Source organism: Wolbachia endosymbiont (group A) of Myopa testacea, assembly GCF_964027115.1.
Classification (GTDB): domain Bacteria; phylum Pseudomonadota; class Alphaproteobacteria; order Rickettsiales; family Anaplasmataceae; genus Wolbachia.
Genome location: NZ_OZ034729.1, coordinates 294,360 through 317,271, shown reverse-complemented (window position 1 = coordinate 317,271; position 22,912 = coordinate 294,360). Strand labels below are relative to the sequence as shown.

General features: G+C 35.4%; 26 protein-coding genes and 6 pseudogenes. 16 read left to right on the top strand and 16 right to left on the bottom strand.

The features are described from left to right. From AAGD91_RS01515 to AAGD91_RS01500, 4 genes and pseudogenes are all read right to left on the bottom strand, one after another. The gene (locus tag AAGD91_RS01515; RefSeq protein ID WP_341821250.1) at positions 1–498 is read right to left on the bottom strand and encodes a hypothetical protein; all 498 of its coding nucleotides are present in this window, start codon (positions 496–498) and stop codon (positions 1–3) included. 142 nt (positions 499–640) lie between these two features. After that, positions 641–1,345 carry an ABC transporter ATP-binding protein gene (locus tag AAGD91_RS01510; protein ID WP_341821249.1) on the bottom strand — a complete coding sequence of 235 codons (705 nt, stop codon included), beginning with the start codon at positions 1,343–1,345 and terminating at the stop codon, positions 641–643. Beyond that, positions 1,338–2,120: an ABC transporter permease gene (locus tag AAGD91_RS01505; RefSeq protein WP_341821248.1), complete on the bottom strand. Its 783-nt coding sequence runs from the start codon at positions 2,118–2,120 to the stop codon at positions 1,338–1,340. Before AAGD91_RS01505 ends, AAGD91_RS01510 begins: the two co-directional genes overlap by 8 nt. A gap of 181 nt (positions 2,121–2,301) precedes the next feature. After that, a pseudogene (locus AAGD91_RS01500) lies at positions 2,302–3,744 on the bottom strand (IS4 family transposase). A gap of 966 nt (positions 3,745–4,710) precedes the next feature. Here AAGD91_RS01500 and AAGD91_RS01495 point away from each other — a divergent pair. Together AAGD91_RS01495 and AAGD91_RS01490 are read left to right on the top strand one after the other, a co-directional pair. Next, positions 4,711–5,217: a hypothetical protein gene (locus AAGD91_RS01495; protein ID WP_341821247.1), complete on the top strand. Its 507-nt coding sequence runs from the start codon at positions 4,711–4,713 to the stop codon at positions 5,215–5,217. Positions 5,218–5,466: 249 nt separating this feature from the next. Beyond that, positions 5,467–5,847, top strand: a complete 381-nt coding sequence (locus AAGD91_RS01490) for a hypothetical protein (RefSeq protein ID WP_341821246.1) — start codon at positions 5,467–5,469, stop codon at positions 5,845–5,847. A gap of 247 nt (positions 5,848–6,094) precedes the next feature. On the opposite strand, the pseudogene AAGD91_RS01485 reads toward AAGD91_RS01490, so the two are convergent. The 10 genes and pseudogenes from AAGD91_RS01485 to AAGD91_RS01450 form a co-directional block, all read right to left on the bottom strand. Next, positions 6,095–6,241, bottom strand: a pseudogene (locus AAGD91_RS01485) (transposase); the annotation flags it as partial. A 63-nt stretch (positions 6,242–6,304) separates the two neighbouring features. After that, positions 6,305–6,433, bottom strand: coding sequence for an IS3 family transposase (locus tag AAGD91_RS06325; protein ID WP_410541921.1), 129 nt, complete (start codon positions 6,431–6,433; stop codon positions 6,305–6,307). After that, positions 6,430–6,624 (bottom strand): annotated as a pseudogene (locus tag AAGD91_RS06320) (IS3 family transposase); the annotation flags it as partial. The gene AAGD91_RS06325 and the pseudogene AAGD91_RS06320, both read right to left, overlap by 4 nt. Before the next feature lie 43 nt (positions 6,625–6,667). Further along, on the bottom strand, positions 6,668–6,940 hold the full coding sequence (locus AAGD91_RS01480) for an IS3 family transposase (protein WP_341821245.1): 273 nt from the start codon (positions 6,938–6,940) through the stop codon (positions 6,668–6,670). A gap of 174 nt (positions 6,941–7,114) precedes the next feature. After that, complete coding sequence (locus AAGD91_RS01475; protein WP_341821244.1) at positions 7,115–7,240, bottom strand: hypothetical protein; 126 nt, start codon at positions 7,238–7,240, stop codon at positions 7,115–7,117. Positions 7,241–7,500: 260 nt separating this feature from the next. Next, the gene (locus AAGD91_RS01470) at positions 7,501–7,839 is read right to left on the bottom strand and encodes a hypothetical protein (protein WP_341821243.1); all 339 of its coding nucleotides are present in this window, start codon (positions 7,837–7,839) and stop codon (positions 7,501–7,503) included. A gap of 119 nt (positions 7,840–7,958) precedes the next feature. Continuing rightward, positions 7,959–9,626: an aminopeptidase P family protein gene (locus AAGD91_RS01465; RefSeq protein WP_341821242.1), complete on the bottom strand. Its 1,668-nt coding sequence runs from the start codon at positions 9,624–9,626 to the stop codon at positions 7,959–7,961. A 5-nt stretch (positions 9,627–9,631) separates the two neighbouring features. Beyond that, on the bottom strand, positions 9,632–11,653 hold the full coding sequence (gene mnmG / locus AAGD91_RS01460; RefSeq protein ID WP_341821241.1) for a tRNA uridine-5-carboxymethylaminomethyl(34) synthesis enzyme MnmG: 2,022 nt from the start codon (positions 11,651–11,653) through the stop codon (positions 9,632–9,634). Between the two features lie 105 nt (positions 11,654–11,758). After that, the gene (locus AAGD91_RS01455; protein WP_341821240.1) at positions 11,759–12,049 is read right to left on the bottom strand and encodes a hypothetical protein; all 291 of its coding nucleotides are present in this window, start codon (positions 12,047–12,049) and stop codon (positions 11,759–11,761) included. Continuing rightward, the gene (locus AAGD91_RS01450; RefSeq protein WP_341821239.1) at positions 12,025–12,216 is read right to left on the bottom strand and encodes a hypothetical protein; all 192 of its coding nucleotides are present in this window, start codon (positions 12,214–12,216) and stop codon (positions 12,025–12,027) included. Before AAGD91_RS01450 ends, AAGD91_RS01455 begins: the two co-directional genes overlap by 25 nt. A 32-nt stretch (positions 12,217–12,248) precedes the next feature. On the opposite strand from AAGD91_RS01450, the pseudogene AAGD91_RS06315 reads away from it, so the two are divergent. Beyond that, positions 12,249–12,362 (top strand): annotated as a pseudogene (locus AAGD91_RS06315) (IS3 family transposase); the annotation flags it as partial. 10 nt (positions 12,363–12,372) lie between these two features. Here AAGD91_RS06315 and AAGD91_RS01445 read toward each other — a convergent pair. Further along, on the bottom strand, positions 12,373–12,609 hold the full coding sequence (locus AAGD91_RS01445; protein WP_341821238.1) for an ankyrin repeat domain-containing protein: 237 nt from the start codon (positions 12,607–12,609) through the stop codon (positions 12,373–12,375). Between the two features lie 150 nt (positions 12,610–12,759). Between AAGD91_RS01445 and AAGD91_RS01440 the strand changes: the two genes are divergently transcribed. The 13 genes and pseudogenes from AAGD91_RS01440 to AAGD91_RS01380 form a co-directional block, all read left to right on the top strand. Further along, positions 12,760–12,978, top strand: coding sequence for a hypothetical protein (locus AAGD91_RS01440; protein ID WP_341821237.1), 219 nt, complete (start codon positions 12,760–12,762; stop codon positions 12,976–12,978). A gap of 15 nt (positions 12,979–12,993) precedes the next feature. Then, a complete protein-coding gene (locus tag AAGD91_RS01435; protein WP_341821236.1) occupies positions 12,994–13,212 on the top strand; it encodes a type II toxin-antitoxin system RelE/ParE family toxin in 219 nt (72 codons plus the stop codon). A 568-nt stretch (positions 13,213–13,780) separates the two neighbouring features. Then, positions 13,781–14,935, top strand: coding sequence for an ATP-binding protein (locus AAGD91_RS01430; protein WP_341821235.1), 1,155 nt, complete (start codon positions 13,781–13,783; stop codon positions 14,933–14,935). A 68-nt stretch (positions 14,936–15,003) separates the two neighbouring features. After that, complete coding sequence (locus AAGD91_RS01425) at positions 15,004–15,429, top strand: RDD family protein (protein WP_341821234.1); 426 nt, start codon at positions 15,004–15,006, stop codon at positions 15,427–15,429. Between the two features lie 22 nt (positions 15,430–15,451). Beyond that, positions 15,452–16,063: an RDD family protein gene (locus AAGD91_RS01420; RefSeq protein ID WP_341821233.1), complete on the top strand. Its 612-nt coding sequence runs from the start codon at positions 15,452–15,454 to the stop codon at positions 16,061–16,063. 238 nt (positions 16,064–16,301) lie between these two features. Continuing rightward, positions 16,302–17,621, top strand: coding sequence for an ankyrin repeat domain-containing protein (locus AAGD91_RS01415; RefSeq protein WP_341821232.1), 1,320 nt, complete (start codon positions 16,302–16,304; stop codon positions 17,619–17,621). Next, entirely contained in the window at positions 17,591–18,340 is a 750-nt protein-coding gene (locus AAGD91_RS01410; RefSeq protein WP_341821231.1) for an ankyrin repeat domain-containing protein, read from the top strand. The genes AAGD91_RS01415 and AAGD91_RS01410 overlap by 31 nt, the downstream gene beginning before the upstream one ends. A 2-nt stretch (positions 18,341–18,342) precedes the next feature. After that, positions 18,343–18,900: an ankyrin repeat domain-containing protein gene (locus tag AAGD91_RS01405; protein ID WP_341821230.1), complete on the top strand. Its 558-nt coding sequence runs from the start codon at positions 18,343–18,345 to the stop codon at positions 18,898–18,900. Between the two features lie 229 nt (positions 18,901–19,129). Further along, on the top strand, positions 19,130–19,270 hold the full coding sequence (locus tag AAGD91_RS01400) for a hypothetical protein (protein WP_341821229.1): 141 nt from the start codon (positions 19,130–19,132) through the stop codon (positions 19,268–19,270). Positions 19,271–19,534: 264 nt separating this feature from the next. Next, positions 19,535–19,981 (top strand): annotated as a pseudogene (locus tag AAGD91_RS01395) (Rpn family recombination-promoting nuclease/putative transposase); the annotation flags it as partial. 302 nt (positions 19,982–20,283) lie between these two features. Next, positions 20,284–20,751 (top strand): thioredoxin-dependent thiol peroxidase, encoded by a 468-nt coding sequence (gene bcp / locus AAGD91_RS01390; RefSeq protein WP_341821483.1) that lies wholly within the window; start codon positions 20,284–20,286, stop codon positions 20,749–20,751. 16 nt (positions 20,752–20,767) lie between these two features. Continuing rightward, positions 20,768–21,847, top strand: coding sequence for a DNA replication/repair protein RecF (recF, locus tag AAGD91_RS01385; RefSeq protein ID WP_341821228.1), 1,080 nt, complete (start codon positions 20,768–20,770; stop codon positions 21,845–21,847). A 309-nt stretch (positions 21,848–22,156) separates the two neighbouring features. Then, positions 22,157–22,504: pseudogene (locus AAGD91_RS01380) on the top strand (IS110 family transposase); the annotation flags it as partial. Between the two features lie 18 nt (positions 22,505–22,522). On the opposite strand, the gene AAGD91_RS01375 reads toward AAGD91_RS01380, so the two are convergent. Next, positions 22,523–22,741, bottom strand: a complete 219-nt coding sequence (locus AAGD91_RS01375) for a transposase (protein ID WP_410541925.1) — start codon at positions 22,739–22,741, stop codon at positions 22,523–22,525. Positions 22,742–22,912 lie beyond the last annotated feature (171 nt).

Genomic DNA, 22,912 nt, shown 5'->3' with positions numbered 1-22,912 from the left:
TTAACCAAGTTCATGTCCGTGGTCATCGCCAACAGATGGTGAAGGACCAGGTGAAAAAGATTGACCATGGTGATCACCTGCGTCATGCATGTCTTGCAAACCATCAGCATTATGAGCCATTTCATTATTGGCATGAGGGTAATCATCTGAGTGAGGTCCCTCATCACCATGAGCCATATCCATTCCTTCTGATGGCATATCTTCCCCACCTCCACCTGAAAAATGTTCTCCAAGGCTTTCAAGAAATTTTATGCCAAACATATTACCTGATTTTCCAAACAGTGTTACTAAACTACTGCCACTTACCAAACTTTCAAACACGTTACTATAAGCAGCAATTGCTCCTTCATGAAAGTTGAACAACCATTTCATTCCATCTACGACTGTTGAAACAGAGTCACTATGACCAAGACCAAAACCACTTTTCTCACTAGCGGCTTCTTGGTGTTGCTGCTGCGCTTGCCATTCTGCAATATTTGGACCTTGAGCTTCACTCATAAATTTTTACTCTCAACCTTAAGCTATTATTTTATCACAAATATTGCAAAATATCAATAGAGCTTTTGAATATAGCTAATACAAACAATTTCTGTCATCTTATATAGGACCCAGTTTGAAAAAATCCGAATTCCAATGTCTGCTACCTTATATAACGAATGAATTTCTTTATATATTCGTTATTAGTATTTTGTATTTCCTGAACAGTTCCATTGGAAATGATCTCCCCTTCATGTAATACTGCTATTTTATCAGCTATTTTAAATGCGCTATGAATATCATGTGTAATCGTGATAATTGTAGTGTTAAGATCTTTAGATAATTTTATTATTATCTCGTTTACTATATCTGACATAATTGGCTCCAATCCTGAAGTTGGCTCATCTAATACGATGATTTCTGGATTGTGTGCAATCGCCCTTGCAAGTGCTACTCTTTTTTTCATTCCACCTGATAGCTCTATTGGAAACATATCTGCTATGCTTTCCTCCAGTCCAACATCATTTAACTTCTCGATTGCTAGCTGTTTTGCCTCCTTTTTGCTGATATTAAAGCGCTTTTTATAATTAAAAGATATATTTTCCCACACTTTAACGTAGTCAAATAAAGCGGAATTTTGAAATAAAACCCCAAATTTATTTTTGCTTTTACTATTTATTTTAACAGACCCTGAGTCTGGAGCAAGCAAGCCGATAATTGTTTTTGTTAGTACAGATTTGCCGCTTCCTGAGCCGCCAAGTATGACTAATGATTCCCCTTTTAATATATCGAAACTTAGATCTTTTAGTACTGTCCTATCATCAAAAGATAAGCTTAAGTTCAATATTGATATTATGGGGTTACGCATGTATCAAAGTAATCATGTAGTTTGCTAAAATGATCAGTATGGACGATAAAACAACAGTTGATGTTGTAGCAACACCTACTCCTCGTGCACCTTCTTTGCAATGATAACCGTAATAGCAACTTGAGACAGAAATTATGGCGCCAAATGCAGTTGCTTTAGCTAGCCCAGTTATAAAATCGTACGTATTAAAGAACTGAGCTGTGTATTTAATATATATATTTAAATTGTGGTTAAATTCGAAGACTGCAGTGATACATCCTCCAAATATTCCTATTAGATCTGCACATACTGTAAGTATGGGAAATACTATGATTGACGCTAAAATCCTTGGTGCAATTAAATACTTGAAAGGGTTGATGTTCAAAGTTGTAAGGGCATCTATTTGCTCGGTGATGCGCATTGTACCAATTTCTGCTGCAATTGATGATCCAACCTTCCCTACCATTATTAAGCTGATCAAAACTGGTCCTAACTCTTTAATGATAGTGATCGTAACAAGTTTGGGTATTATCTGCTCTTGGTTAATTAATGAGTCACTCAAGCTGCTTTGTAAAACTATCGCCGCTCCTATAAAAACTCCAGTGAGCCCAACAATTGGCAGAGAGAAAAAGCCTATCTCTATAATTTGTTTTGCTACGTTGCTAAAATAATATGGTGGCACAAAGCAGTGGTATAGAGATTGAATAAAAAATATGAATGCACTACCAAGCCTTAACAAAAAATTGATAAAGTACCTACCAATTATTCTAACACTATTTATATCAAAAAAGCTCACTTTGTATTCATTTTAGCTAGAGGTTAGTCTTACTGATTTTATTAAAATTTTTATTAACTTTATCGCAAAGTATAGCTGAGATATGTTTTAAGTTCAACATACTTGATGTTTTAATTTAAAGCTCATATAGGGAGAGTAGACCGGCGGACCTTCCCCGCCAGCCTCTCGCAGAACCTTACTATTACCCACAAGTATAGAATTCATGAGCAAGTCTCCATCCTTCTGCTAAATCAAAGAGACGTTTCCATCCCTTCCACAAAGCTATAGGGCCTGGTTCTAAGTCATTTTTGCGAGCTAAAAACCCTCCTAACTTGGCCACCCACCTCACAATTTCTCTTATAGGTGGTGGAGTCTCAGGATAGTTTTTTGTCTTAAGCATTTTGGTATATAAAACCTTCCATTCGTCATCAGTCAGTATGACAGTGCAAGAAAGATTCGCTAGCTACCAATGTGATAAAAAATATTCTCCATGCAATTATACTCACAATTGTAAGAAAGCGGATCAATCTATCTGCTGTTTGGAGCCTACATTCTTCAACTTTAAGACCGGATTTCAAAATTTTATGAAAAACCTCTATTCTCCATCTTAAGCAATACCATTGTATTTTTTCTACTGCTTCTTCAAAATTATTAATATTTATATTTGTTAACAAAATCCAGTTCATGGGCTCTTTGCCAAATGGGGGATATTTTTCTATAACATAGACAGCATTTAAATTTAAATTAGGAAGTTTTTGGGTTTTACGTCTAGCGTTGTTTTTTGATGCATTCATCACAAAGTTACTAAACCTTACTTCTAAAACTGTTGTTCTTTGAGGTTTGTTATCGCGAGCAGACTTGAATTTCTCCTTGACAAGACATGCGATTCATCAAATCCCACAATCTTTCACCACCTTTTTCAGAATAAGTCGACTTCTTGTTTACTGTTCTGTTTTGATTTCCTCTTACTACAAAAAGAGATTGATTAGTGGAAGCAACTTCAAATAAATCATAAATATCTGCTTCTCTATCACAAACGGTAACTACCTTAACATCCTTTAATCCAGGATGTTTAGTAGAGTCTTTAAGTGATGCTATCTACCGTATGCTTTCTTTCTCTTCTATGGGAAGAGCAGTATTATGGCTTCTTCTTTTCAACTCCTTTAGGTCTTCAGCTAAGGAAGGTCTAGTACTAATTTTTTGATCCAATAATCCTATAGGTAGTCCTTCTGTTGTAACTGCAAACGTTGTATGCATCATGGGTTTTAAAATTAGTTGTTTTAGATGTTAATCTTGCTGCTATAATCCCTAACCCTTCGGTCTTTTTATGATTTTTATATGAAATATAACTCGTGTCCTGGATAGCTAAGATAGTTGAGTATTCTTTAGCTCTTTCAACAGTTTTAATTATATGACTGTCTAATATCTTTCTTTCAGAAACGGCATCGTTTTGGAAAAATCTATAAGCTGCTTTACTTTGATGCCACTCTTCACAAACTTGATTTATTGAACGCTCAGGCGATTCAGCAAAACTATTAACTATTTTTAGAAGCCTTTTACTTAATCTTATATCACCAAAATTAACAATTCCAAATTCACTTTCTGCCCATTCGCCAGTTGAGGTATTTATAGTTCTTTTCATCATATATTCCATTTTTAGACCATAGATCTATTTATAATAGAAAGTTGAATTAGTAAAATAGCAGCTTTTTCTCCATTTTTAGATTTATGGGTAATAGTAAGTCGCAGAACTGTGCATGAACCTCTCGACTCACACAGCTCCCATTATTCAGCCCTTGCTACTAATTATAGCATAATCAAGGACTCTGTTTTAATCAATTGCTCATCCCATTTCTGGTTGACAAATAATTAAAACTAAATCCCTTCGCTCCATTTCCATTACAGAGACTTCTTCACTACTACGCGCCCCTGTTTTTCGCATCGGTACTCTCACCCTTGGAGTTTAGCTCCTTGGATTTCTCCCTTATCATCGAAACGACAGGTTCCCGCAGTTCCACGCAATAGCCCAAAATAGATTCACGCCACCTCTATGCCAGACGCCACCTATCCGGTAAACAAGCTCCCGATAGATTTATCCCAGGTTAGGTTAGACCCCTGGTTTTGACGTCGTCTAGTTCCTTTCGACACTTTATCAGTGGTTCATTTGCATTCGTCTCTCTATTTCACACATGACGCATAATTGCGCCTTTTCCATAACGCTTACTACCTTGGCTCTTTACTAAAGCAGTTTATGGTTGTTTGAAGCCTGCTCTTGTAAACCGGCTCCGAGGGGCCCACCCTCATCTATTGCGTAGCTTTTGCACTTAGTTTGCTCTTACTTGAACATTCTTTGTGTCTCTACGGCACACCTAACCTAAGAAAGGTTTCCCTACGTCATACCGCCGCGGCGCTAACGAGTAGCGGAATGACGGTTTTTCAAATTGTAGGTAAACCTCAGCCACTTTAGCTATAGCAGCCGTCTATCTTAGATTGCTTCTTATAAAAAAAACAAAGCCTTATTAATTAAATATTATAGTTAATAATTATACTCTTTTGACAAGTAATTAAAATAGTGTTAAACTGTGTGCATAAAATAATTAGTGAGGTTGCAATGTTAAGCAGTATTATAAAAGTAAAATTAGAGAAAAACTGTTGTCCTTTTGAGGAATTAGAAAACTTCTTTGCTAAAGGGGTATTTCATATAAATGATAGAAAAAGGTTCAAAGAACCTTCAGTAAAGTTAGTTATCGAACATGGATACAATGAAACTTTAACTCTACCAAGAGAAGCAATACCTAATTCTTTCGCTTTGCAGCTTTTATCTTCACTTTATAGAGGAAATGCAGTAGCTTTACCTATTATATTAAAATACCTTGTTCACAGGAATTTATCTAAAGATTTTGATGAGATCAGTAAAAAATTACAGGCCAAAATGGATCAAGATATACAAGAAGCGGAGCTACAAAACAATTCTAAAATTTCTAAAAAAATTGAGGTATGCAAACAAGACATTTTAAATGTTCTTAGTGGCGGTAAATCAGTATTGAGTGATCAATTGAAGCAAAAATACTATTCTATACTAGAAAATGAGGTTAAAGAATTAAAGGCTGAGATTTAAAAAGAACTAGAAGACTATACTAACAACACTAACATTCATGAAATATATCAAGGCCTTAATAATAAAAAGAAAAACGGAGGATTATTAAAAGAAGTAGCATTAGGATGTTTAGGTATCACTGCTATAATATTAATGCTTACTTCTGTATTCTTCTTTCTCCCAATAATAATAGCCATTAACCCACCCACTCATATGAGTATGCATGAAGTAACGGTTTTTAGGTATATAGCAGTTTCACCTTTCATTGTTATGGCATTAACGCTTATAATAGCAGGTGTAGCTTACTTAGCAAGTTGTTATCTAGAGCATAGTTTTGCAAAAGAAATGCAAGACTTTATAGAAGGACCAAAATATGTAGATAAAGCAACTAATACTGAAGATGTGAAGAAATTAGAACAAGAAGAAACAGAAGTAGGCGATTTAATAGATCTTTCTGGCAATTGTGAGATGAATTATAAGGTAGAACCTTCGGCACCACCATACGATGAACCTAAGCAGCTAGGATTGTACCCAGATCTTTCAGAAGAACTTTTAGCATTGTTATTCAATAAGAAAGATTCACAACCAAGCAGTAATTTTAATTCTGCTCTACCTCCATCTAATACAGCAAGGGATGTAATTCAGAGCTAGAGGTTATGATTGTAATAAAGACATAAAAAAAACGGACAAGTCAAGCAAAGTTACAAACGTAATTTTGCTTGACTATCCATTTATCACCACCTAAAGCAGCTAACAAAGCCATCTCATATGACATTTTTTCTATACCTAATTAAGCATATCAATAAGTAAGTAAATTTTAATATAATCTTATTATACTTATAAATATGCTGTATATAGCTAACCTAAGTAAGGTTTTCCCGAGTGCTGAAAAACAAAATCAATAGCCGAATTGATATCGGGCCAAAAGCTTGGCAGCGCTTTTTTTTATGGCATGCTTGATGGCAAACCAGAACTTCTCAATTGGATTTAAATCAGGCGAGTATGGCGGCAAAAATAAAACTTTACATCCAACACTTTCTATTAATTTTCTCGTTCTTTCAGACTGACCTTACCCAGAAAAAGTGGAGAGAAAGTTAAGACGTTTTTGTCATGAGAATGATGCATCAAATTGTGCAGGAATGCAATAATTAATAGTAGAATGACTACGTTGTTTGTTATAAAAGATTTCTATGTATTCAAATATGGCAGTTCTGGTTTGTTGAGCGAGAAGTATCAATAAGCAGCTCCCTTTTGAGTGAACTTTTCTGCAACAGAGTTATCGTAACAACATCCCTTATGGCTCATGCTGGAAATGATGTTTTTTGTATTCAATAGAAATTGGTAATTTTGAGAGGTATACTGTGACCCTTGATCGCTATGTAACAGCAGATTTTTATCGGGTTTGCGCTTATTAACGGCCATCAATAAAGAGTCAACAACCTAATTGTTTATTTATTGAACTGCTCATTAACTACCATGCGTGAATATAGATCCTGCCAAATATAGCCATCCTTCTTTGGTTTTTATATAAGTAATCCCATATTTTATTTGGTTGATCAACAATAAAGTTTTGGTCTAATATATTGAGAGCTACGACTCTATTGTCCGTTTGTTGCTTCTTAGTTTTAAATTTTCTTCTCAATATAGCCCGAATACCATTTTTCTGCATAACACTTTGTACTGTTTTGATGTTATAATTTTTGCCTAAAGCTTTTAATTCAGCGTGAATTTTAGGGATCTGCATTTGGATGCCCTTTTTGAATATCTGCTAGAAGCCCATCTCTTGCTAATTCCTTACTGCTTTTTCCCTTAGCAACCCATTTATAATAACCACCAGCAGATATGTCTAAAACCCTACATAGTTCCTGTATTTTATAGCAATTTCTATATAAAAGAATACTTTACTCTTTTTGTTTGGTCAGGGCTTTTTTTTAATGTCTCTTTCTCTTATTACTCTTGCTAGTTCTTTTTTTAGATCAAATCTTTCTTTGTCATAAGGAGCCTTTGTCTGGAAATGCGTATGCTTCTGACATTTTTCCATCATATTTTCCTACCCATTTACTTAACATACTGCCATCTATGCCTAGATCTTTTGCTATTTTTGTACTTCTGTTTCTTTAACCAGCTTAACAGCTTCTAATTTGAATCCTGCTGTATATTCCCTTCTATTTGCCATATTTTGAAAAAACGTTTTATTTTACTCCAAAAACGTCTTAACTTTCTCTCTACTTTTTCTGGGTAAGGTCACTAGACACTTATGCAGCTGTGCATAGAATGAAAGAAGAGACTTGCGTTAGATATTGTTTATTTACTTTCGATCTTTTCTATCAATTTTTTAACTAAGCCTCTTAGCTTTTTACTGGATTCATCAAGCTCTTGAATCTGCGAGCTATGCTCTTTCATTAGTTCCTTATAGTTACCTCTTATGTAGTCAATCATTTCCTTCATCTGAGCAATCATCTTGTTAACATCCATACTACCCAAATCAGGTACCATGCCAGCCATAAGCTGCTGGGACATTTGGATAAATGGTTTTAAAGTATGATTAAGCAATTCAGGATCCTTGGCTAATTTTTCTATTTGCTCTTTGCAAGTATCCATATACTGCTTCATAAATTCATCTTCTTGTCCTTTGCCTATCATAATATGTCTACCTAAAAATACGTATTCTTTATTATATATCGTTTTTAAATTAAAAACAATATAAAATACCTATCACAATTGCATTAATACTTTTTAAACAATAAAAAATGCTCCTTTGCTTACAAATGGTCACATACCTTCTTTAACCATTCCTTATCTTTTACGCTATTTTCTAAGTTTTCATAGACAAATTGATGATAGCTATTTATCCATTCAATTTCATCTTTAGTAAGCATTTGCACATCTATTAGCCTTCTATCATATGGAATGAAGGTCAGTTGTTTGAAATGTAAAAAGCTATTTTCTTGTCTGTCGACATACATCAGATTTTCAATTCTTATTCCATACTCTCCCGGAATGTAATAACCAGGTTCGTTGGAAAGTATCATTCCTGGCGTGAGTTTCACTTTATTGCCCTTTGATATTGCTTGTGGTCCTTCATGTACTGATAGGTAACTTCCTACTCCATGCCCTGTACCATGCATATACTCCATTCCAAATTTCCATAAATGCGTACGTGCCAATATATCCAATTCTCCACCAGTAGTTCCAGAAGGAAAGATGACACTTGCTACAGCAATGTGAGCTTTCAATACTATTGTATAGTGGGTTATTTGCTCACTAGTCGGATTACCAACCACTACAGTTCTTGTCACATCAGTTGTGCCATTAAGGTATTGGCCACCAGAGTCAATCAAATATAGTCCTCTTTTCTGAATTACCTTATTCGTCTTACTGCTTGCACGATAGTGAATTATTGCACCATTTTCATTAAATGCGGAAATTGTTGGAAAACTTGGTTGCTTAAACAAATTCTGTTCTTTTCTGTATTCTAAAATCTTTTCTTCAGCTTCAAGTTCTGTACCAACATTACTTTCAAGCCAATGTAGAAAGTTTGTAACTGCCACTCCATCTCTGATATGCGCATTTATAGCCCCAGCTATTTCAGTTTGGTTTTTTACTGCTTTATAAATTAGACAAGGATCTTCTCTTTCAGCTACCTGTTTATCTTTTATTACAGCCATGATACTCATTGGAGTTGTGTTTGGATCTATAACTATTGAATTTAGCTTGTGCAGCGAATTTTCTAGCTCACTAATATCAAAAATATTTATATGATTGCCTAAATTTGCTTCTATAGTTGAATGTTCTTTATCTTGAATAAACAAATCAACATTACCGCTTTTATACAATATAGCACGGCCCAATATACATGGAGTATATTTGGCATTTTCATTTCTTAAATTTAATAGCCATGAAATTGAATTTGGATCAGTTAAAAGCACTGCTTCAGCTTCTTTATCTATGCTTTTAGCGACTTTTTCACATTTATTCTTGCTACTTTCACCAGCATATTTAATAGAATGTAAAACCACTGCTTGTTTTCGATAGTCACTTTTTTTTCCAGCTAAACAGGGTATTAATTTACAGATATTCTCATACTTTCTTATATCTTCTATGGTAAAATATTGCAAATAGTAACCTAGTGAGGTGGTCAATGTTAAGTTTGCTTTTACCCATTCGCGTGGATCCTCTTCTTGTATATTATATACTTGAAAATTGCCCCGATCGAGCTGATTGCGAGCTTGTGTGATATAGCGTCCATCCGTAAAAAATGGGCACTTGTTGTCTTTTGTAACGATAAGTAGCCCATTTGTTCCTGTAAAGCCACACAGCTTTGTTAGCTCCTCTGAATACTCATTTAAATATTCATCTTTAGTATGCAACATAAATGCGTCAACATTTGTTTCACACATAAAAGAACGAAATTCTTCGATTTTTGACATATACCTCACGCAAAACTAGCAGCTACTTTCGTTTTCTTATTCCTAAGGTACACTAATATGCTCACTATCGCTGCGGGAGTGATGCCTTGTATTTGCTTTGCAATGCCAATCGTCGCTGGTTTTATCGTCTCCAACTTTTCTATTACTTCACTTGACAGGCCTTTAACTTGTGAATAGTTAAAATCAATTGGAATTTGAGTGTTAATTTCCTCTCGTAAAAACTTCATATCTGCTTCTTGTCTTATTAGATAAGGTTTGTATTTTGCTTCAATTTCAACTGCTTCGCATATTTCATTCTTAGTTATGCTACCCATTGCGGCGTCATTCCAGCACGTAACGCTGCTTTTTTCCTGGATCCCAGTGTCACGCACTGGGATGATATGAGAGTGTCCTGAGATGACGGAAGAGGATCCAGTATCCGTTGTGCAGCGCGTGATGCTGCTTAACTCCGGCCATATTTCTTGTAATTTATTCCAGTCGATGTTTGGATAGCTGAGTAAATCTAGTGCCGTTTTTCTTATCCCATCATAAGATATTTTAATACCATAAGACCTAAGCTGCTCAGGAGTAATCGTCAGACTCCCTAACTTCTCTTCAAGCTCCTTAATGGATTTAAGTTTATTCTGTAAAACAGAGTATCTCTCATGCGAAACAAGGGAAATATCATAACCTTTTTGTGTTAATCTTCTATCCGCATTGTCTGACCTGATAGCTAGCCTATATTCTGCACGTGAGGTAAATAATCTGTAAGGCTCTATCACCCCTTTGGTGACCAAATCATCTATCATTACACCGATATATGAATCTGTGCGGTGAAGAACAAAGCTTTCTTTTTTTTCAGATGTAGAGAGTGCTGCATTAATTCCGGCGATAATTCCTTGCCCTGCTGCTTCTTCATATCCAGTGGTGCCATTAATTTGGCCAGCAAAATATAGACCTTTAATTTTCTTAGTTTCAAGAGTATGGCTTAGTTCTCGTGGATCAATATAGTCATACTCAACTGCATATCCAGACCTCAATATTTCTGCGTTTTCAAGTCCTTTGATACTCTTTATCATTTCATTTTGCACTTCAACAGGCAATGAATTTGAAATTCCGTTTGGGTATACAGTATCATCATCCAGCCCTTCTGGTTCTAAAAATATTTGGTGACTACTTTTTTCTGCAAATTTATTAACTTTAACTTCAATGGATGGGCAGTATCTTGGTGCAACAATGTCATCCAAATACGAAGAAGCTGACCTATGAAGATTTTCTCTAATTATTTTATGCGTATTTTCATTAGTATGGGTAATAAAGCATGATACCTGAGGTTGGTTAATTTTTTCTGTGAGATAAGAAAACGGCACAAGTGGCTTATCACCCACTTGTTCTTGCAATATTGACCAGTTTATAGTATTACGATCAAGCCTTGGTGGAGTTCCGGTACGCAGTCTACCTAATCTAAAATCATACTTCTTCAACGTATTTGCAAGTTCTACTGCAGACTTATCTCCCATTCTTCCTGAAGGAGTTGTTTGCTCTCCTATATGAATCACACCCCGCAGAAAAGTCCCTGTAGTTAGAACGACTTTACTTGTTGATATACGTTCACCTGAGCTTATCATTACAGCTTTAATGCACGGTTCTCCATTGCCATTACTTTCTATAAGAAAATTGTCAACTGACTCTTCTTTTACCGTCAAATTGTTATAATTTAGAATAATTTCCTGTATTGCCTGCTTATATAATTTTCGGTCTGCCTGTGCACGTGGTCCCCATACTGCTGCACCTCTGCTGCTATTTAAAATGACTGAGTGTATGCTTGCTTGATCGATTGCTCTTCCCATTATTCCATCAAGAGCGTCAACTTCCCTGACTACAACACCCTTTGCAATTCCTCCAATTGCTGGATTGCAGGACATTTCTCCTATAGTTGAAATTTTATGAGTTATAAGCAGCGTGTTTGCACCAAGGCGAGCTGCCGCAGCAGCAGCTTCGCACCCTGCATGACCGCCACCTACTACTACTACGTCATATTTATGCATGCTTTTTTGAGTAATTCTACTCTACTAATATTCCGATTATCAACGGTTAATGTCAAATCTTGTTATTCCAATGTTACACACTGGAATAACAGAAACCTTACTTGATTAGCTTAAACTTTCTTCCTTCCCTTTTGAAGAAAAGTGCTCAACTATAGGAGAGATAATATAATCGTTCACTTTTTCAGCTATAAGGAACCCTGCGATTGGTGCTATTATTGCTATTACTCCTATTGTTGCACCTGCTAAAACTGCAGATCCGGCTCCAAGCATTATACCAGGAGAAATAGCAGTTGCAGCTGCAGCAAGACCAACTCCAATTGCAGCGCTTATGGGTGCTGCAATACTGAAAACTGTACAACCTTTTTTAGAATCTATTCCATCAGATTTGCACAGCAAACATCCTGCAAAAAAAATATAGCCGCTGTGGGAATTATAGAACCAACAATTCCACCTATGGCTAAAGGTGAAAAAGCTGTGACACTTAATCCCAAACCTGTAAGTCCCCCTATTGCAGGGCCTACTAATGATGCTCCAATCGCAAATATTAAATTCTCTTTGTCCATCAAAAGGGAGCTGCTTATTGATACTTTTCGCTCAACAAACCAGAACTGCCATATTTGAATACATAGAAATCTTTTATAACAAACAACGTAGTCATTCTACTATTAATTATTGCATTCCTGCACAATTTGATGCATCATTCTCATGACAAAAACGCCTTAACTTTCTCTCCACTTTTTCTGAGTAAGGTCATTTATATCCGCTCCCTTTTCTATCAAGTGCCTTACTACCTCAGGCTCACGTTCTATAACAGCGCAAAATAAGGAAGTACAACCATGACTATCTTTTGAATCAACATCATATCCCATTTCTTCTATATAATATTTAACTATATTTAGTAAACCTTCTCTAGCGGCAATATGTAAACCTATCTTTTTTCCGTTAGCTTCATTCATAGTCATACCTAAAAACTATTACATACAGAAATTATAGAAGATATTCTATAAACACAAAATTTATTTCTATACAGCCCTACTTCCTTTCTTTATTGAAAAGTTTAGAAAAATGTTGTATAATTATTACAGTAGTAGATTTTGGTAAAACATATGGCAAACGCTAACATAGCTCTCAGTAAAGAAATTTTGCAGAATCTTACTAAGTTATCTGAACTTACTAAGCAGCCTGCTCAAGAATTAGCAGAGAAACTACTCGGAGAAGCAATTGAACTTGAAATGGACGACTTTTTATTATCTGTGGTTGCTGATCAATATGATATTGAAAGTGCAGAAACGGTTGATTACAAAGACGTTAAGTGGAGATGTTGATCATAAAGACGCCAAGTGGAAATAAAGCATTACAAAATTAAATTTTTAAAGAATGTTACTGAAAAAGATCTTTCAGCTTTACCGGTAACAATAGAGTCAAGAGTAAATAAAGCAATACAGGAACGGCTTACGGTCGATCCAGTGAATCTTGGTGAGCCTTTACACTATAGCTTTAAAAGGTTTAGAAGACTAAGAGTTCCGTATTATATATCATGTAAACACTGTGAAATATGAAGTAACTATCGTTGCAATAGGACATAGAGACACCATTTACGAAAAGGCTTTGAAGATAATCAATAAATATATTTTTCAATAAATTTTACCCTCCTTTTTTATCAAGTTACATAAGTAAATTATACAGAAAATCATAAAGATTATATATATTATACAGCCCTCCTTCCTGATCCATTCTCTACCTTAGGTGGCTTTGCTCAGCTCAAAAATAACTCATTTTTTTGGCTACCCCCCTATAAATTATATACTATATTATATTTTATATATAATATAGTATATAATTAGGGGAAGAGGCGACGAAAACAAGATTTAGAGTTTGAGGAGCCTCCGGTTTAAGGTAGAGAATGGATCAGGAAGGAGGGCTCAGGGTCGATGGACGTTGATGAAGATATAAAATTAGTTGTTTAAGTGATAAACTACTTAATTCCAGAGAGATCAACTATGTTTTTGTAGGAAGTTCAGCAAGCCTTGTGCAAAACCCTGTTTTCAAATCATAATGTTCGTGTAAGTGTTGCCATCTTTAACCTTTTATAGTATTCTTGCATATTGAAACTATAAAATTCAATTTATGTATTTACGTTCTATAACCCCAGTTTTAGAAAGATTTTCTAAGCTTTATCCTGCTCTGGGCATTACAGGACCTAGACAGTCTGGTAAAACAACTATTGCAAAAACGTTGTTTAAGCATTTGCCGTACGTATCTTTAGAAAATATTGACACTCGTTTTCAAGCGCAAAATGATCCTAGGGCATTTCTAGCTAATTATCAGCAGGGCGCTATTTTTGATGAAGTACAGCACGTGCCTGAGTTATTATCATATCTTCAAGAAATAGCTGATGAGTTTCCTGTAAAGGGTCGATATGTACTAACAGGGTCTCAAAATTTTGCCCTCAGTCATCATGTTTCTCAATCTCTTTCAGGGCGTATAGGCATGACAACACTATTGCCTCTCAGTTTATCTGAGCTTGGTATGCCTATAAACGTTAATTCAGCTATTTTTAAGGGAGGATACCCTGGGTTACATAGCCTTAACATGCACCCACTGGATTTCTATCCTAGTTATATCCAAACCTACATTGAGAGAGACGTTCGACAGCTTAAAAGTATTGAAAACATTGGTAGATTCCAAACCTTCCTCAAATTGTGTGCAGGTCGAATAGGTCAGATTCTTAATTTATCATCTTTTGCTCAAGATTGTGGCATTTCTCATACAACCGTACGACAGTGGCTGAATATTTTGGAAGCTAGTTACCTAATATTTTTTCTTCAACCATTTCACCAAAGTTTCAACAAGCGTTTAATCAAGATGCCAAAGTTATACTTCTATGACACTGGTCTTGCTTGTACGCTCCTTGGCCTTGAAAAGGAGAGTCAACTAGAAACGCACTACCTTAAAGGAGCTCTGTTTGAAAATTTGATTGTTTTGGAGATTTTCAAGAAGCGCCTCAATCAGGGATTACCTGCCAATCTATACTTTTGGCGTGACCGAACGGGACACGAAATAGATTTATTAGCAGAATGGGGTGGTAACATTCATGCTATTGAAATTAAGGTTGGTTCCACGCTTCAGAGTGATTTTTTTAAAAATGTACAGTATTTCTGTGAACTCTCTCAAACAGCTAAGGGGTATTTAATCTATACAGGTCAGCAGAATGGTTCACACGCAAAAGTTAAACTTGTGCCAATAAATGAAATAGATCAACTTACCCAGTTGCTTGGTTGAAAGCAAGAAGAAGACAAGGAGTACAAATTTACTATTATTTAATTGCTAGTCTGATATGTTAGGCAATCATGTTGGATACAAAAATGGATAACTATGCGGGAATTACTAAACGCGTTGCAGCATATGCAGTTGACCAAATAATATTTCTAGCCTTTTATTCATTATTCTATTTATTAATTTTATTCATATTATCAGGAGAACCGCTTGCTGACATTTTTAATCATGTCTTTTCTGATATTGATACTAATGCTGACACTGATACAGACCTTATATCAGAGCGATATGAAATATTAGAAGACTTAGATATATTATTGGAAGATTTAGTATATATAGCATTAGAAGTATTAATGATAACAAAACTCGGTTGGACTCCAGGAAAATTACTATTTGGTATATACATAAAAGATGCAACCACATTTAAAAACGCTGCTTTAATGCAAGTGGTGATAAGAAGCACTCTCAAGGCGCTTTTGTTTACCTCTCTATATTTCTGAGTGGTTTTTAATTTTACCAATATTGATCCTAATACCTGCAATATTTGATCAACACAAGCAACTTTTCTACGACAAAATTGCAGAAACAGTAGTAATAGATTACAAACCTGAAGAATGTCACTTAAATTTAAACTATGCGGGAATAATTAGGCGCGCTATAGCATATATTATTGATCATTTTATTATTAAGGGGATTCTTTTAGTCTTTGTTTTTTTTCTTGCAAAAATGATTTTTTCCCCTTTTGAATCTAAACTATTAATCATGTGTTTACCTATATGTTTATTTCTTTTGCCATCAATTATTTTAGAAATATTCATGGTAAGAAGATTTGGTGGTACTCCAGGGCAATTGCTGTGCCGTATTCGTATAAAAGATGCAGATACAATTGAAAATGTCACTCTAGCACAAGCAATAATCAGGTATGTTTCGTTTAAAGTGATTCGCTCATCCATATTCATTATGAGAAGATTTTCTGTTAAGTATACTTCTGAATGGTGGTTTGGCCCTTTATCAGACTTAATCCTTATGGCCATAATACTAATTTTTGTATGTGCAATATTTGACAGGCGCAAGCAGTTTCTTCATGATAAAATTGCAAAAACAGTAGCAATAAACTATAAACCTTCAAGGTAATTTTTCTCCTTGCTGTACGTTACATGCCTACTGTGGTTGATGTAATTCTTTCAATGCCAAATAAACTACGTGATTTCTTGCAATAAAATCAATTTTCTAATCAACATGGAAAAAAATTGTTGACACTAAAAATATCTGCGTTATAAGCAAGGCTATACTTAGTATTTACATAAATTGTTTACAACCATTTAGTTTTATAGTGGGGGTAATTTTTTAGTTACACTTAAGGGAGGGTGAAATGGGTATAGGTCAGCAACAGTCAACTGGTGGCACAGCTACAAGAGATAATACCATTCAGTTGTTACGGTCTAGCACTTTAAAGCAAAAAAGTCTTAGTGATAAAATTAGTGATGTAGGGGTAAGTGGGCTAATAGATGATACAGTTAAACTTAGTCGTTCAAAGCGAAGTAAAAAAGGTAAGAAAGGTTTAAGTAAACAGCGTGTACGGAATAAGTGGAATACGAAGAAGAATAGGGAAAGAGCTCGGGAAATAGTAGGCGAGGCTGCAGATTATTTTGATGGTTATGAAGATCAACTTATTTACAACAGAACGTCACAAGGGGCTACTACTCAAAATAGCCAAACAGTGATGTCTCTAGAACAGCTTAACTTAGAGCTAATTAATGCTGTAAAACGATCTAATCTTAATGAGGTTAAAGAGTACATTAATAAAGGAGCTGATATAAATACTAAAGATAATCATGGTAAAACACCTTTGCATATAGCTGCTAGGAGAGGTCTTTTAGATATAGCAAAGTTTTTATTAGATAAAGGGGCTGACATTGGTGCTCAAGATGAAATAGGCTACACACCTCTGCATTTGGCTGCTAAGCAAGGTAATTTAGATATAATAAAATACCTTGTAGAAAAAGGGGCTGATGTTGATGTTTATCAAGGCGGATGGGGTTATAGCACTGCTCTTCACTTGGCTGCTCAGAATGGTCACTTAGATACAGTAAAATACCTTATGGCAAGGGGCGCTAATCCAAAAGCTATTGATGGTGACGGCAAAACTCCTCTGCAAAGGGCTAATGAGAACGGCCATTTAGATATAGTCGAATATTTTGCAAGTAGAGGACTACAAGTTACAGAAGTACCACAGGTCACAGAGGATTATAGTAACACATCTTTACACTTAGCTGCCGAGCAAGGTAATTTAAATGCAGTGAAATACTTTGTAGAAAAAGGGACTGATATTAATGCTAAGAATGAAAGAGGTAAGACACCTTTGCACTTGGCTGCTAAACAGAGCAATTTAGATATAGTAAAGTACCTCATGGAGAAAGGGGTTGATGTTAATGCTAAAGACAGAGATGGAAATACACCTTTGCATATAGCTGCTAGGAGAGGTCTTTTAGATATAGCAAAGTTTTTATTGGAGAAAGGGGCTGATGTTGATGCTCAAGAAAATAAATTCGGTCGAGCACCTTTACATTTAGCTGCTGCAAAAGGTCACTTAGATATAGTAAAATACCTTATAGAGAAGGGAGCTACCCAAAAGCTACTGATAGTGATGGCAAGACTCCTATGCAAAGGGCTGCTCAGAAAGGTCACTTAGATGTGGTTGAATACCTTAAGGAAAAAGAACAACAAATTACAGAGAGACAACAGGTTACAACGGAAAGGCAGCAAGTTACAACAGAAGTACCACAGACTACAGAAAGGCAGCAGGTTACAGAGGATTATAGCAATATATCTTTACACGCAGCTGCTCGGCAAGGCAATTTAAATGCAGTGAAATATTTTGTAGAAAGAGACGCTGATATTAATGCTAAAAATGAAAATGGTGAGACTTCTTTGCACCTAGCTGCTGAGCAAGGCAATTTAAATGCAGTGAAATATTTTGTAGAAAGAGACGCTGATATTAATGCTAAAAATGAAAATGGTGAGACTTCTTTGCACCTAGCTGCTGAGCAAGGTAATTTAGATATAGTAAAATACCTTGTAGAGAAAGGGGCCGATGTTAATGCTAAAGGTTGGCATGGTCGTATTCTTCTGGGCTATGCTATTCAAGGGAGTAGGTATTCTGCTCGAGGGGGTGAGTTAGATGTGGTTAAGTACCTTGTAGAGAAAGGGGCTGGTTTGAATTTAAAGGACGACGATTACAGAGGCTTCGCTCCTTTGCACTATGCTGCTGATCTCAATGGCCGCTTAGATATAGTAAAATATCTTATAGATAGAGGAGCTGACATAAATATTAAAAGTGATTATGGTAGTGCCCCTTTACATATAGCTGCTAAAGGGGGCAGGTATGTTGCTGGGGGGGGGGTGAGTTAGATGTGGTTAAATACCTTGTAGAGCAAGGAGCTGATTTTTGTGCTAGGAACAACGGCGGTAAAACTCCTTTACACTATGCTGCTGAAACAGGTGGGGTAGATATAGTTAAATACCTTGTAGAACAAGGAGCTGACGTTGATGCTAAAGATAAAAAAGGTGATACCCCTTTACATGAGGCTGCCAGCGCAGGTAATTTAGGTAAAGTAAGATACCTTGTAGAACAAGGGGCCGATCTAATGGCTAAAGATAAAAAAGGTAATACTCCTTTACACGAAGCTGCTCATAGTGATAGATTAGATGTAGTGAAATATCTTATAAACAGAGGAGCTAACTTAAATGCTAAAAATGACTATGGTAGTACTCCTTTACATGAAGCTGCCAGTGTAGGTAGTTTTAGTGCAGTAAAGTATCTTGTAGAGAAAGGGGCTGATTTAATGGCCAAAGATAAAGAAGGTGATATCCCTCTAGACATAGCTAATCTATCGCTTGTAGTAGAATTTTTAAAACAGGCACAAGCTAATCATCATCGTGATCGCCGTGATCTAGCATCAAGCAACTGATGGACAAGTAATAGTATTGTTAATTGGGTTAAAGGCTTAATATCATCTACGAATTCTCCAGCCCTGCTTACTTCTAGAGAGCAGAACAATCATACTGTTACGGCTGTACCGGAAATAAACACTACTGTAGTAAATAACACATTAATGTTAGGCATTCTAGCAACTAGCCTGTTTAACAAAACATAAGCAACCAATTTATGAAAATCTTTTGTCACCAAGAGAGCAATCAATGAGGTTAAATAATATAGATGAGAACATGATTATAAAAGCCATACAACAGGGTGAAGAAAAGTTTGGGGATCCTGATACTAAGATGGATGAAGCAAAAGTCAGTGGTAACAAGACTAGGAATGTGGAAAGAAATAAATAGTTAATGTGCCTCCTGTACTAGACTTAAAAGCATATCTTTATGGTATATAGTTTTGGTGTATGGGAGAATTTTTATTGTTGACGAGACATAGATAAAATAATATACAGACTTAAAATAGCTGAGTTGTAGTAGAAGTTACGCTTTCCGATAGAAAACCGTAGTGGATTAACAGGAAAGGTTACAGTACCATATCAGGTTAATACAGGAAAGTTGAAAAATCGCGGAAAATAGTGTATACTATTAATAATTTTTAAGTGGATTTCTATGTCTTTTTCTAAATTTTTAGATCCAAAATTAGATTTAACATTCAAAAAAATCTTTGATACGGAAAAAAACAAGAAGATTCTCATCCATTTTTTGAACGATATTTTAGGGTGTACTGAAGTTAACGTTATACAAGAAATAGAATTCATCAATACTGCTCTGAATCCTGAATTTGCCTCTGAGAGACAAAGTATAGTTGATGTTCTCTGTCAAGATTCTGTTGGGAACAGATTTGTGGTCGAAATGCAGCTCGCTCACGACAAGGGCTTTGAAAAACGCGCACAAGCATATGCTGGTAAAGTTTACTCAAGACAGTCTGGCAGATACACTGATTTAAAGAAGGTCTTCTTTATTGCGATTTCAAATTGTATTTTGTTTCCTAAGAAATCCAATTATATATCTACCCATACTATAAGAGATGAGGAAACTAATGAGCATGACTTACAATGCTTACGCTTAAAGCATTAGATGCTTTTTACAAGATACAAGGCAGAAACTTATCAATAAGCCCCCATCAAGAATCTTATCTGTTAGCTATATATAAAATTTGATACTCTGACTACAATATACTACTATAGATAAAAGTGTTATCAATGGAGCAAAGTATGGAATTAACAGTAGGAAATAATGTACCATACTACTATAATACCAGAGAAGTGGTATTAATGGAGCGAGGTATGGAATTAGCAGTAGGAAATAATGCACCATATTACTATAATACCATAAAAGTGTTATTAATGGAGCAAGGTATGGAATTAGCAGTAGGAAATAATGCACCTGATTTTAGCTTACCAACAGATTCTGGTGAAAATTTATCATTGAGTGAATTTTTTGATAAAAAAAATGTAGTTCTTTATTTTTATCCTAAAGACGATACTCCGGGTTGTAGGATGGAGGCAAAAGGCTTTAGAGATAAAATAGATGATTTTTCTTCCCTTGACACAGTGATAATTGGTGTATCAAAAGATAGTGTTAAGCGCCACGCTAACTTCAAAGCAAAATATTCTCTGCCATTTTCCTTAGTTTCTGATGAGAATGCTGAAATGTTGGAAAAATATGGTGTTTGGGTAGAGAAAAGTATGTTTGGCAAAAAGTATATGGGAATAGAGCGCACTACTTTTTTAATATATAAAAAAGGTAAAGTAGTGAAGATCTGGAAAAATGTAAAAGTTAGTGGGCATGTTGATGAGGTTCTGGAAGAAGTAAGGAGAATGTAAACTAAAGAATAGGTTAATGGCTACCCATTGCTACATAAAAAAGCTGAAATTACATAATTTTCGTAGCCACTCAAACTTTGAACTGGATTCAGATGATAGCTCAGTTGTAATAACTGGCGAAAATGGTATTGGTAAAACTAATATACTTGAAGCAATCTCGTTGCTTGCTAAAAGCAATGGAATGAAAAAAGCAAAAGCCAGTGAGATACAAAATAGATTCAGTAATGAAGATTGGGTAGTGCACTATGATTTTTTTAATGGAACGGATTTTAATTCAATTGGTATCGCAAAGAGTTTTGATAAGAAACTAATACAAATTGATGGAAAAACGCAATCAAGTTATTCATCTCTGTATAAGATATCCAATGTAATATGGCTGATTCCACAAATGGACTATGTTCTTCTTAATTCTCCAAGTGACAGATTAAAATTTTTAGACCGTATAGTTTCACTGTTTGAAGAAAATTACACTTGCTGCTACATGAAATATAGAAAAGCTAAACATGAGCGAAGTAAACTATTGAGGGAGAACATTTTGAACAAAAACTGGTTCTCTAGTCTTGAAAACATAATGGCCGTTAATGCAGTTAGTATTTTACATATGCGATCGTCTGTTTTAAAAATATTACAAGATACAATTGATAACCATTCCAGTAAGCTTTTTCCGAAGGCAAGTTTGAAATTCAGCAGCCAGCTAACTTTGGACGATACTGTAGAATATTTTCAGAATCGTCTAAAGGAAAACAGAGAAAAAGATTCATTGACTGGTAGAGTAACCCTTGGTGTGCATAACGATAATTTTCGGGTTTTTTGTCAAAAAAGAAACGTACCAATAAATCTGTGCTCCACTGGAGAACAAAAGTTATTACTGCTTTCTATTATTTTATCCAGTGTAAAAGCAAGGTGTATTCATTACAATAAGGCACCACTTCTTCTACTTGATGATATAATGTCTCATCTGGATAAACATTACAGAAAGGCGTTAATAGAGGAAGTGTTAAGTATTCAATGTCAAACTTGGATAACTGATGTAAATCAAGATAATTTCAATAGCTATCTTTATTCTTTCAAGTTTTTTGAATTGTTAAGTAAATAAGTGACAATATTCTTCTGCAAAAGGAAAGAAATACTTACGTCCTTGGCCTTTTATTATATGAATGTGACCTTACCCAGATGATATGAATAAGTATTGCTTGGTTGAAAGCAAGAGAAGATAATAACTTTTCAGAGTGGATAGGTGGCAGGTTGGTACTTCTTTTGAGGCACTTTCTGCTCTTACATGGAGTGTAGGAAGAAGACCTCGTGACCCAGATTAACCACCCCTGCCACCGGCGAGGCTCACAAAATGTGATGACCTCGTATAGGAGTTTGGAACAACCGGTACTCTGATATATTGAAATATGCAATTGGAGGAAAAAATGCGTCACATTGGAGTTATACTAATAGCTTTACTGCTTGTTATCTGCAAGAAGGGAAGCCAGAGTATATTCAAACGTTTTGCTTAAAAGACTTGGATAATTTTATCGAAAATCTTCAAGAAACAGATAAAGTGGCTATAGAAGCAACAGGCAATAGCTGTTTCTTTTATGATGCAGTTTCACCTTACGTTAAGCGTGTGGTAATAGTCGCTCCCGGACAGTTTGAAGTTGTGCGCCGCTCTATACACAAAACAGACAAGCATGATGCAAGAGCTATTGCTTTCTTTCTAAGCAAAGATATGTTGCCTGAGGCAAGGCATAAAAGCAAACAATGTTAGCAGTTATAGTATTTTCTAAAACGAATGATAAACGTCTAAAATGGTATTACCAACTAAAAGGTGTAAGTCTGTACATTGATGCATTAGAGGTCTGAGGCGACTTTTGATGGTGTGCCAACAATGCTCTATCGGATTTAGATCAGGTGAATATGTTGGAAGATAAAGCAAATGACAGCCAAAAGACTCTATTAATGACTTTGTTTTGGGAGTTTTATGGAATATAGCATTATCCATAACTATGGTTGTATTACGCTGCAATTGTGGTTCGCTCTAACCATACATTATTACACCCTCCTGTGAAGGTCATTGGTGCAATAAACTTCTTTTCAATCCATCCACCTATTATACTCACTCTTTCCCGCTTTTTTCCTGGAACATCAGCATATATTTTTTCTCCTCTTGGAG

Bases quoted from the DNA above. Each gene is read 5' to 3' on its own strand.
- AAGD91_RS01515 (WP_341821250.1), bottom strand. From the start codon at position 498: ATGAGTGAAGCTCAAGGTCCAAATATTGCAGAATGGCAAGCGCAGCAG.
- AAGD91_RS01495 (WP_341821247.1), top strand. From the start codon at position 4,711: ATGTTAAGCAGTATTATAAAAGTAAAATTAGAGAAAAACTGTTGTCCT.
- AAGD91_RS01375 (WP_410541925.1), bottom strand. From the start codon at position 22,741: ATGGATAATGCTATATTCCATAAAACTCCCAAAACAAAGTCATTAATA.
- AAGD91_RS01400 (WP_341821229.1), top strand. From the start codon at position 19,130: ATGAGGTTAAATAATATAGATGAGAACATGATTATAAAAGCCATACAA.
- AAGD91_RS01470 (WP_341821243.1), bottom strand. From the start codon at position 7,839: ATGATAGGCAAAGGACAAGAAGATGAATTTATGAAGCAGTATATGGAT.
- AAGD91_RS01430 (WP_341821235.1), top strand. From the start codon at position 13,781: ATGTATTTACGTTCTATAACCCCAGTTTTAGAAAGATTTTCTAAGCTT.
- bcp (WP_341821483.1), top strand. From the start codon at position 20,284: ATGGAATTAGCAGTAGGAAATAATGCACCTGATTTTAGCTTACCAACA.
- AAGD91_RS01465 (WP_341821242.1), bottom strand. From the start codon at position 9,626: ATGTCAAAAATCGAAGAATTTCGTTCTTTTATGTGTGAAACAAATGTT.
- AAGD91_RS01510 (WP_341821249.1), bottom strand. From the start codon at position 1,345: ATGCGTAACCCCATAATATCAATATTGAACTTAAGCTTATCTTTTGAT.
- mnmG (WP_341821241.1), bottom strand. From the start codon at position 11,653: ATGCATAAATATGACGTAGTAGTAGTAGGTGGCGGTCATGCAGGGTGC.
- AAGD91_RS01425 (WP_341821234.1), top strand. From the start codon at position 15,004: ATGTTGGATACAAAAATGGATAACTATGCGGGAATTACTAAACGCGTT.
- AAGD91_RS01440 (WP_341821237.1), top strand. From the start codon at position 12,760: ATGGCAAACGCTAACATAGCTCTCAGTAAAGAAATTTTGCAGAATCTT.
- AAGD91_RS01475 (WP_341821244.1), bottom strand. From the start codon at position 7,240: ATGATGGAAAAATGTCAGAAGCATACGCATTTCCAGACAAAGGCTCCT.
- recF (WP_341821228.1), top strand. From the start codon at position 20,768: ATGGCTACCCATTGCTACATAAAAAAGCTGAAATTACATAATTTTCGT.
- AAGD91_RS01450 (WP_341821239.1), bottom strand. From the start codon at position 12,216: ATGGACAAAGAGAATTTAATATTTGCGATTGGAGCATCATTAGTAGGC.
- AAGD91_RS01410 (WP_341821231.1), top strand. From the start codon at position 17,591: ATGCAAAGGGCTGCTCAGAAAGGTCACTTAGATGTGGTTGAATACCTT.
- AAGD91_RS01480 (WP_341821245.1), bottom strand. From the start codon at position 6,940: ATGCAGATCCCTAAAATTCACGCTGAATTAAAAGCTTTAGGCAAAAAT.
- AAGD91_RS01490 (WP_341821246.1), top strand. From the start codon at position 5,467: ATGGCATTAACGCTTATAATAGCAGGTGTAGCTTACTTAGCAAGTTGT.
- AAGD91_RS01445 (WP_341821238.1), bottom strand. From the start codon at position 12,609: ATGAATGAAGCTAACGGAAAAAAGATAGGTTTACATATTGCCGCTAGA.
- AAGD91_RS01415 (WP_341821232.1), top strand. From the start codon at position 16,302: ATGGGTATAGGTCAGCAACAGTCAACTGGTGGCACAGCTACAAGAGAT.